This is a genomic window from Anaerorudis cellulosivorans, assembly GCF_025943985.1.
Classification (GTDB): Bacteria; Bacteroidota; Bacteroidia; order Bacteroidales; family Dysgonomonadaceae; genus Anaerorudis; species Anaerorudis cellulosivorans.
Map to the genome: position 1 here is coordinate 1 of NZ_JAPCWE010000027.1, position 9,954 is coordinate 9,954.

Annotated in this window: 12 protein-coding genes and 1 pseudogene; 2 read left to right on the forward strand and 11 right to left on the reverse strand. The window is 36.2% G+C overall.

Annotated features, from left to right (window positions below; translation table 11 throughout):
- Positions 1-102 precede the first annotated feature (102 nt).
- Positions 103-798, forward strand: a pseudogene (tnpC, locus tag OLM34_RS11230) (IS66 family transposase); the annotation flags it as partial.
- A 215-nt stretch (positions 799-1,013) separates the two neighbouring features.
- Here the strand turns inward: tnpC and OLM34_RS11235 are convergent.
- Complete coding sequence (locus tag OLM34_RS11235; protein ID WP_264407358.1) at positions 1,014-1,355, reverse strand: hypothetical protein; 342 nt, start codon at positions 1,353-1,355, stop codon at positions 1,014-1,016.
- Between the two features lie 248 nt (positions 1,356-1,603).
- Between OLM34_RS11235 and OLM34_RS11240 the strand changes: the two genes are divergently transcribed.
- Complete coding sequence (locus tag OLM34_RS11240) at positions 1,604-1,873, forward strand: hypothetical protein (RefSeq protein WP_264407359.1); 270 nt, start codon at positions 1,604-1,606, stop codon at positions 1,871-1,873.
- Here the strand turns inward: OLM34_RS11240 and OLM34_RS11245 are convergent.
- The 10 genes from OLM34_RS11245 to OLM34_RS11290 form a co-directional block, all read right to left on the reverse strand.
- The gene (locus OLM34_RS11245; RefSeq protein WP_264407360.1) at positions 1,826-2,308 is read right to left on the reverse strand and encodes a hypothetical protein; all 483 of its coding nucleotides are present in this window, start codon (positions 2,306-2,308) and stop codon (positions 1,826-1,828) included. The genes OLM34_RS11240 and OLM34_RS11245 overlap by 48 nt on opposite strands.
- A 9-nt stretch (positions 2,309-2,317) precedes the next feature.
- Positions 2,318-3,631, reverse strand: coding sequence for a hypothetical protein (locus OLM34_RS11250; protein ID WP_264407361.1), 1,314 nt, complete (start codon positions 3,629-3,631; stop codon positions 2,318-2,320).
- On the reverse strand, positions 3,612-3,887 hold the full coding sequence (locus tag OLM34_RS11255) for a hypothetical protein (RefSeq protein WP_264407362.1): 276 nt from the start codon (positions 3,885-3,887) through the stop codon (positions 3,612-3,614). Before OLM34_RS11255 ends, OLM34_RS11250 begins: the two co-directional genes overlap by 20 nt.
- Before the next feature lie 366 nt (positions 3,888-4,253).
- Positions 4,254-5,009 carry an IS21-like element helper ATPase IstB gene (gene istB, locus OLM34_RS11260; protein WP_264407363.1) on the reverse strand — a complete coding sequence of 252 codons (756 nt, stop codon included), beginning with the start codon at positions 5,007-5,009 and terminating at the stop codon, positions 4,254-4,256.
- Positions 4,975-5,967 carry a Mu transposase domain-containing protein gene (locus tag OLM34_RS11265; protein WP_413777230.1) on the reverse strand — a complete coding sequence of 331 codons (993 nt, stop codon included), beginning with the start codon at positions 5,965-5,967 and terminating at the stop codon, positions 4,975-4,977. Before OLM34_RS11265 ends, istB begins: the two co-directional genes overlap by 35 nt.
- A 165-nt stretch (positions 5,968-6,132) precedes the next feature.
- The gene (locus OLM34_RS11270) at positions 6,133-6,552 is read right to left on the reverse strand and encodes a hypothetical protein (RefSeq protein ID WP_264407364.1); all 420 of its coding nucleotides are present in this window, start codon (positions 6,550-6,552) and stop codon (positions 6,133-6,135) included.
- Positions 6,553-6,744: 192 nt separating this feature from the next.
- On the reverse strand, positions 6,745-7,998 hold the full coding sequence (locus OLM34_RS11275; protein WP_264407365.1) for a Y-family DNA polymerase: 1,254 nt from the start codon (positions 7,996-7,998) through the stop codon (positions 6,745-6,747).
- 21 nt (positions 7,999-8,019) lie between these two features.
- A complete protein-coding gene (locus tag OLM34_RS11280) occupies positions 8,020-8,454 on the reverse strand; it encodes a LexA family protein (protein ID WP_053827034.1) in 435 nt (144 codons plus the stop codon).
- A 485-nt stretch (positions 8,455-8,939) separates the two neighbouring features.
- Complete coding sequence (locus tag OLM34_RS11285; RefSeq protein WP_264407367.1) at positions 8,940-9,227, reverse strand: hypothetical protein; 288 nt, start codon at positions 9,225-9,227, stop codon at positions 8,940-8,942.
- Positions 9,228-9,549: 322 nt separating this feature from the next.
- Positions 9,550-9,954, reverse strand: a 405-nt coding sequence (locus tag OLM34_RS11290) for a hypothetical protein (RefSeq protein ID WP_264407369.1), incomplete at its 5' end; no start/stop codon positions are given.

Here is a 9,954-nt window from a genome sequence, read left to right on the forward strand (position 1 = left end):
TCGTACGCTATTTGAAGGGAAACGCAAAAGTAACCAATTCAAATCGTGTACAAGAAATTCAGGACGCATATTATTAAATATAAAATATTTACAAACAATAAACATTATTTTAACGGGACACTAGTGAAATCATTTGATGGTTACCTTCAAAGTGACGGTTTTAGCTCCTATAATGTTTTTGAAAGCAATGAAAAGGTATGCCTTGTCAGCTGCATGGCCCATATAAGACGTTATTATGAAACAGCGCTGGATGAAAACAGGTCTCTGGCTGAATATGCTTTAAAGCAGATACAGCAGCTTTACCAAATAGAGAGAATGGCAGATGAGCAGAACCTGTCGCTTGATGAGCGCCGTAAAATAAGGAATGAGCTTGCCGGCCCTATCTTGCTATCTTTTGAAAAGTGGATGGAGAAAACATATCCGACTGTATTACCCAAAAGTCGTATGGGTGAGGCTATAAGTTACTCATACTCTTTATGGCCCCGTATGAAGAATTATTTAAAAGACGGCAGAATAAAAATAGATAATAACCTGGCAGAAAATGCCATTCGTCCCATTGCATTGTCAAGAAAGAACTTTATGTTCTGCGGTAACCACGAAGCCGCGCAGAATACTGCTGTAATATGTTCGTTACTTGCATCTTGCAAAGAATCCGGGGTAAATCCCAGAGAGTGGCTAAATGATGTAATAGCTAAAATGCCTTACTATCAGAAACCGGGTAATGATGAAAACCTGAAGTTCCTCTTGCCTAACAACTGGAAAAAAGAGGAATCTAATAATACTCTAACAATACTCTAACGATTACTAGTAAAGTTTAGAATCTCTAAGACGAGAAAACGAAAGTCAAGGGTAATTTGGAATAAATCAAGGGGTATTTACTCGGGCGCTTACGTTTACCCGTTATTATAATGGTTTAATTCTATATTGTTTTAATGAAACAACCTCTTAAATAATTTATTTATCTCTTCTGGTCGTTTCTACTAAACTTCAAAATTTCACTTCAGAATGAATCTTTATTTCTCTGATATCTTTACAATTCTATATCCTTTAATATAGCTTTCAAAATCGATAAAAGGATAATCTTTGTTTTTAACTATGTCAGATTTTCTTAGTAATTGTTCAAAACCATTGAATGTCCCCTCTAACTTTTCTTTATAATTAAAATCAGCAATACTATAAAACATACACATTGTACTTAGAATAGTATTGTGAAATTCCTTTGGCAAACCAAGTTTTTTTAAAATATCACTCTTTTTAATTTTCAAACAAATATCATATAATTCTTTACCTGAATATGAAGCAATGAATTCTGGTCGATCAAATGGGTATGAAACAGGAACATCACCGCCAATCAACCCTAAATCGAACTGCCGGACTTATTGGCCATAGACGAGTTATCCGTTAAACTGGATGAAACCATTAGAGAAATCCGCAAGTCGGTTAGGACGGAGTATCACCATATTTTCAGTATTGCTTCTAGTAAGATTTTTATCGGGGTGATCGGATTGTGTACCGTGTGTCTATTTTTTCTTTTCACGGTATTCAATCAGCAAAAGGAAATTGCTACTTACAAAGCAACGATTTAAAATACCGATACGTCCGGATGCATGGTGAAATCACTCCTGCAGGATTAATCAGTCAGGACAGTTTTTTCGAGAACCAGCGGGATAGTGTGAAGATGATCCGTAAACAGTTGGAACAGCACGAAAAGGCTGTTATCGAAAATGCCAAACGGTTGGAGAGGGCACGATTAAAAGAGCAGGAGGTGGAACGGTTGAAAAAAGAGGCTGAAAGCCAGAACCGTCGTAGGGAGCAGATTTTACATTTAGTGGTCACTATCCCATTTATTTTCTTGATTTATAAGCCCTTTTAATAATTCTAACAAATGTTTACCTTTTAGCTCATTAAAAAAATCCGTATCATTTTCATTGTCGTTGTGATATGTAGAAGTCCAAAGTATTTCATAATCATTTGAATTTGAAACCTTATAGACATCAGCAACAGTTTCGCCTTTTGTCCTTGTTGCACAAAATAGATAATCAATATTATAGTTATCTATTATTTTTTGTAACCTGTCTTCTAAATAGCAATTAGGGTTGCCTTGTGATTCTATGCCAATAGTTTTATCAGATAATTTTATAATTAATGTAAAATCTTTACCTTTAGGTAGTTTCTCGTTTTTATTAATAAGTTCGCTACAATATACAAATTCAGAGGTATTTTCAGACAATAACAAATTCCCTAATTCTATTAAAGTCTTTGTTTTTCCTTTATTCTTGGAATGCCATAATGCAATTATTCTTTTCATGTTTAAATTTTAAGGATTTACAATTCTTACTAATTTATCATTTACAAAAAATAAATATGTGACTCCCCCAAAAAAGATATCGCTAATTTTCCATGTTTCGGTTGTTGCCGTTTTATCAGCAATAGTAGCATAACCTGCAATTTCCGCACAAACGGATTTACTCATTCCGATTTCAAATTTACCTGCAATGATTTTATCTGCAATTATGGCTCCATATTTAGTCGTCAATTCCTGTTTGCGCTTGGCTTCTTGTTGTGCTCGTTGTTGGCGATATTGTTGATTTTCTTTTTCTCTTTGCAATTCTACTTCTCTTTTTTCTTTTTCTTTGACTGCATTTTTTGCTAATAGTATATCCCACTTCTCATTGTATAATTTTTCTGTTACCCATTTCCAAGACCAATAAGCATCTATTGATTTAATTAAATCACTAAGAGCAATTTCTGTTGCCTCAGTAGCATCATCAATGTTTTTTAATACGAGGTCAACACTACCTTTTTTATTCAGTACAACATCGATACATTTAAATTTATTTTTTATCAAATTCTCGTAACTTTGCTCATGTAAAATAAAGTTTTCACTTGGTTTATCCTTTACTTCAAAAATATTAAGCCCGATAAATTCTTGCTGTAATTTTACAAATCCTCCAACCAAAATAAATTCTCTCGGGAAACCTGTATAAACAGTATCTCCACTTTCAACTTCCCGTAGAACAAAATAAGGGGCACCACCCTCCTCTATTCCAGGTGAGAACATTTTAAAATCCTTGTTAACACTATTACTAGGTGTTTGATACATCGTATTGTCAAGACGGTTCGTAGAATAAGCATAAATAGAATGTTTTTCAAACTCTACACTTTTTTCTATACTTAGAACATCGATTATCTCATAATATTTATTTCCGACTATATTTATATTATTTTTCGCATCTCTATACTTATATAAATAAATTGGTAGTGTATCATTCGGTTCATAATATCCTCTAATAATTACAGTCGTATCTATTTTATTGGAGAATAATATGCGAGGAGAATCTGTATAATTTAAATTATAGCTATCACTTAACCTTTCATTCGAAGGAAGATATAATCTCTGTCCAATATATTTCTTATAAGCATCCCATATAGGATACACTTCTATCTTATAATATAAACTGTCATATGGTGCATAAATTGCCTCTCTTTCATTCCACCAATAAGGTTTTTCTTCTTGAGGGGGTTTTTCTTCAGCAAGTTTGATCTGTGCCAATATACTTATAGGTAATAATAATGCAACTAATAAAAATTTAAATTTTTTCATATCAAAATCATTTAATTTTATGCTCATCCTCCTCCACTTTTCGTAACCAGCCAGCTTCGTCTGCTCGTTTCATAAGTTTTTCTATATCTGACACACTAGGTATCATTGCTTGTCCTCTTGCAGCCTGAAGTGAACTGTCGGGTCGCCGCCAAATAAAACGATAACCAAAATCTCTTTCATTATCTTCATTCTCGTAAATATATTCGCACCACTGGAAACACAATGTCCAATCTTCTGGATTGTATTTCTCGGGTACCTCATTGATTATCCTAACTCGTGCCATAAATAAAGTGATTTATAATGATTAGTATTTTCTTTCCTTATTGTGTTTTCAAACTCTTTCCGCTTTAGAAATGGGGTACGATTCCATTTCCTTGTTTAAATAGCTGTTTTATGATATAAAGCTATTTTTTGTCAAAAGTATAACTTTTCGGGCTGCAAGACTATTAATTACTCATGTTTCGCAATTCCCTCAAACCATTGACAAAGAAATAGAAGGGAAATGCATTATTGTTTATATTAACCCAAAAGTATACCATTATTCCATTCCAAAAGTATACCATTTTAATTTAATCTCAAAGTTTATTTAACTCTTGGTGGCGGTACCGCCACCAAGAGTTAACGGGTGTTCTTATTTTTACTTTTTTCTTCATTGCTCTGTCATCATTTTTTTTGTTTCTTTCAATCTGTATGATACTCCGTTCATATTTACAAGATATGCCTTATGGGTAAGCCTGACTACAAGTGCTGCCGTAAGAACAGGATCTCCGAAGATCTCTTCCCATCTGTCAAAACCTAAGTTTGTTGTTATGATGGTTGATTTTCTTCTCACTCTCAAAGAGAGATGGTTGAACAACAGCTCTGCTCCCTGTTTATCGAAAGAGATATAACCAAACTCATCACATATTACCAGGTCATACTTTTCAAACTGGTTCTCTACCTGTTTTAAAGTACGTTCAGATTGCGACTCACGCAGCTGGGTTATTAAGCGGTGTACTGTTGTAAACAGTACTTTATATCCCTGCATACAGGCTTTAAGTCCAAGCCCTATCGCGATATGGGTTTTTCCCGTACCCGGGTTTCCCGCGAGTATCACATTCTGTGCTGAAGCTATGAAGTCTAATCTCTCAAGAAGCGGCAGTTTCTCTCTGGCACCCTGAGGCAGCTGTTCACGTTCAAGATCGGTAAGATACATTTTAGAAGGAAACCGTGCATTTCTTATCTGTGACTTTTTACGATTCTCTGACTTAGCCTCCCATTCACGCTCCATAAGTTTAAGCAGATACTCCTCATAATCGATTCTGTCTTTTGCTGCCTCGAGGGCAAGTTCTTTGTAATCACGCCTGAAGACAGGCAGTCTGAGAGCCTTGCTATATTCTGTTATTTGATTGTTTATATTGTCCATTGTCGTTTGTTTGATGCATTAATTCTGTAATCCACGATAGCTGTTCTTTAGCCTTTAGGGTTATATTGTCTTTTGTCTCTACTGTTGGTGCTACAAAAGAGTTATTCCCCAGAAGAGCACGCAACTTCTCGATAGTGGCATGATTACCACAGGTGCTGAGTAATCGCTTCACTGACTCTTCAAGCTTTTCTTCACTTACCATATGATCACGACAGTATGATAGAAGCTCTATAAACTCACGCGATTCATTTTGGAAGAGATCAAAATAAAGATTCCGAAGGTAATGGTTGCCTGCTAGAGCCTGACTCCCGGCAAGGGCTCCCGGCTTTTTCTTAAATGTGTCAAGGTAATGCTCTATATCAATAACCCAGTCATGAGACTTGTAGCTTCTATGATGAATGGCAACCCGTCTGTTTTGAGAGTAGATATGGATCTGTCTGCTTCTGACACTAACATCAACAAACAGCCCCACCAGATTGTCGGGTACCGAATAACGATTGCCCTGATAACTTACAGTTGCATATTTATCTGCCCTTAACTGAATCTGTTCACTGCAAATCATTACCGATGATGGATGTTTTACCAGAACCTTCTTTTCTTCCGTCAAAAGCTCCCGGGCACTCTTGCCGGTTCCCTGCTGCTTCGTGGCATTAAGCTTCTTTAAAATGGAGTCTAGCCACTCCTGTGCTTCGATCGCAGAAGCAAAGCTGTCTTTGGGTGCAAAGGCCTTGCGACGCACGTACTCAACGCTACGCTCAACGTGACCTTTTTCGTTTCCACGATAGAAGTTGGTAAAGCGGTGAGTAAAATGATAGTAACCTCTTAGCTCAAGCAAAGCACGGGTGGGTTCTTTTTCATGACGCCCCACAAACTTTGCAACAGCCACACGCATGTTATCATAAACCATCTTTCGGTGTACACCACCTATCTGACGGAAGAAGCGTGTATGTGCTTCCATGAAAGAGAGTGTGTCCTGACGGTGATAGACATAAGCATACCGGTAATTGCTGTAGGCACAGGTGAAAACGGCTAAATGCAGACTTGTGCGTTTACCACCTATCAGAAGTTTTATCTCACCCCAGTCAAACTCGCATACATCACCGGGTAAGTATACCTGACGTATTTATGCTTCTTTTGAAGTTTGTTTTTTCTCTTTAAACCTGATATAATTGCAAACAGTGGAGTACCCAACATCAAAACCCTGTCGAAGGAGCTCTTCATGGATGTCTTTCTTCTTCATCATCTGCTTGCGTAGTCCCTCTTCCAGCTTCACTTTGTTTTTCGAAAGCAGCTCATCTATGATCTCTTGTACATCGGTTGTTAGCTTGACTTTTTGGCGAGGTACAGTCATATTATAAGCAGGCTTGTCTGATAAAGCGATTGATTGGGCGGCTTCTTTAGAGCAAACAGACTGTAATAATGCTTCATGCTCTAAAATGTACTTTTTTACAGTCTTACGATTGATCTGCAAATCGCGGGCAATGGTGCGCTGGCTCTTACCCTGCCGAAAGCTGTCAATAATGATTTCTTGTTTTGTATACATGCTTATCATTTGTTTAGAACGGATAGAATCCATTCATGGTTGTAAGTGGTATACTTTTCGATTAGAATATGGGGTATTATTTAATTAATATATACACATTATCATCTATATCTCTGTAATATAACATTTTATATATTATATTTTGGTAGTATTGATATATAGTTCTTCATTATGTAAAATGGTATTAATCAACTACACCTCAACTGTAAGTATTTCATTGATATCAGTAGTATAATGTTGAGAGAGATGAGCCTGTTTCATCTTATGCTTCCGCTCGTCCTGTGAAGCCAGCCTTACAACATCACAATGATACTTATCGTTAAGTTTATCGATTACCTCCATCAGTTTTTTGTGTTTTGGATCAGAATTAAAGAAAAGTGAGGGCTGGTAAACACTCGCATCAACAAAATCAGTCAGCAATACCCCACCCCGTTTATAATAATGGTTCTTCTTGAATATCTGTTTTAAGCCTTCATGAGCAAACTTCACCAGTTCAAGGGTAGAGTTAGTCGGGAAAGGCAATTTAATCTGTATAGAGGGGTAATACTGCGTTTCATGCTCCTTAAAAGGATTGGTACCAATGAAAACAATCAATCGTTTACAGAAAGAATTCTGTTCTCGTAATTTCTCGGCACTCATAGAAGTAAAAGTGGTTATACGTTCACGTACTTCGTCAAAAGAACGAAGATCAGTTTCGAATGTTCTAGAAGTACCAATAGATTTCTTCTTTTCAGGCTCCAACATTTCGATAGTCGGAATACCTTTCAGATCCTTTTGCAAGTTCAATCCGGTAATGGTCATATTCTTTCTTACCCAGGCTTCAGAGAGATTCACAAAGTCAATAGCTTTATAAGCACCAATAGCATAAAGCTTCTTAGCATTTCTTCTGCCTACACCCCATATATCCTCAACCTTAAGCCATTTCAGAGCTTTAATGCGCTTCTCTTCCGTATCAATGACATAACTACCACCAGTCTCATTTGGAAACTTCTTTGCAATCCTGTTGGCCAGTTTAGCCAGGGCTTTAGTAGGAGCAGTTCCAATACTTATTGGTATACCGGTACCTTTTTCAATCCTTGCTTTCATTTCAAGTCCATACTTCTGCAGGTCCACATTAATTCCCTCCAGATTCAGGAAACATTCATCAATAGAATAGATCTCCTGATGAGGACTGTAATTTGATAACAGACTCATAACACGTCTGCTCATATCACCATAGAGAGGGAAGTTGGCCGAGAACACTTTAACCTTGTATCTTCGGAATAGATGCTCATACTCGAACGCAGGTGCTCCCATAGGTATGCCAATTGCTTTAGCTTCATTAGACCGTGCAATAACACAACCATCATTGTTACTAAGAACAACAACTGGCATACCGATTAGAGTAGGATTGAATACTCTTTCACAGGAAGCGTAAAAGTTATTACAGTCTATAAGTGCGTACATCTAAATTTACTGTTTAATATTTCAATGCTTTCTTATGGAATACTTCACTACTCCCCATATAGTCACACCCTGTTCATAGTTCACCTCTAATAATGGGAAGTCCTTATTCGAAGGAACCAGGAAACACTTACCATCTTTCATTTTAATACGCTTCAATGTAAATTCACCATCGATAAAACAGAGAGCGATTTTATTTTCTTCCCACTCTAAGCTTTTATCAATAATCAGAAGATCTCCATCACTAAAATCATTACCCATAGAACTGCCCGATACCCTTGCAAAGAATGTAGTTTCTTTATGATCTACCAGGAGTTCATCCAGACTTATATAGTCATGAAAGAAGTCATCCGCAGGAGAAGGGAAGCCAGCCTGTACATTACCTATGTACGGGTACTTCTGCTCAGAACTCTCAGGTTGAATAAGTTCTATTTTCTGGGTGTTTAGTTGCTTTTTCATGAGAGCAAATTTACTCTATTTTCAGATCAGTTTTTCCAATATATGAAAATTTAAGATACATACAATAAGATTTGATAAGGATAGATAAATTTGTTATTTTTGAGAAATATCAAACTTAAAGACCATGAATGCAGATACATTTAGACTAATTTCAGCAATAATAGTAATCGTTAGTTCACTATTAATAATTTACTTCACTATAGAAGCAAGATGGAGGTCTATAAGAGCTCACAAGAGAAGCCCCGAAGTGAGAGAGAGGTACAAAACAATGATCCTGCAGTATAAACCAAAGAAACATAACTCAAAAACAACTCATACCGACACATCCATTAAATAGTTGTATTAAGCCATAACTCAATGGATGCCACGATGAGAATTACTTGCGTAATTCTCATCGTTTGTTTTATCCATATTTTATAACGATGAGGAAAAACGGTCGCGAAGCGACCTTAAAGTCATCGTTTTTCCGTGTTTAAAATATTATATTATTTTGTAAAACAATGATATATTACATCAACACCACGCTTTTCCAAATAGTTAAAGAACTGTTCTACCCCATTAACTTTCGAAAACTTAGCTTTTATCTTGCTTAACAACTCATCGTCAGACTTAGCATTCATTGCTTTTTTAAGTGAAGCGATATCTTCTACCGTAATAATTTTTTCTTCTTCGAATCCATTACCAGAATCGTACGAACAAAAATAAAATAAATCAGAATCCAGTTCGATAGTTATACTACGGCTAATTTCATAATTATCTTTGTAAATTTCCAAGTCCCTATCTTGTTTAATACTTTTCGCTATGTCATCAATCTTTCCTTAATATATTGAATTTTTTGTTTCTGTTCTTGGTTGTGGAGTGGTCTTTTAGCATGACTGGTAACGGTAAATTGTATGGTGCGTAGGGCATCAGAAAGCACTTTCCTGTCAAACCGCTAAGTAGCCGAAGCGCAGGTTTGACAGCTACAATTTGACTAACCGTCGAAGCTGCGCTTCGGCGGAGTTGAAGAAAGCGCAAAAGATTCAAATATAGCATATCCGCCCTATGCACTATACAAAATGTTAGCGTTTCGTACTTTTATTTTTCAGTCATAGTTTACCATTTCTTTGCATTGAATCCAAGGTTCAATTGTAACATAATTGGGAAAAATCCACTGTTACCTTTTGTGTCGAAATAATAAACAGGTCCCATATCAAAAAGTAGGTGCATCTTTCCATAAGCTCTTTGTATTCCCCAAGTTGGTCCAAAGTCGAAACTTATATCGTCAATTCGGTAAATATTTTTTGATTCAATTTCTTTGAAGTTGGTTAAGAGTCTTAATCCCCAATAATTTCCTGAATTATAATTTAAATTTTTCCCTTTTGATTGTCTTTTTGGATAATCCGGAGCATGTCCACCCACTTTCCGGTCAAAATCCGGTGATTTAAGAAGATAGCAAATTCTTCGAAAATCAACCATTTTGTCATATATCCAAGAAAACAGCTTATATATTGTAAAAAT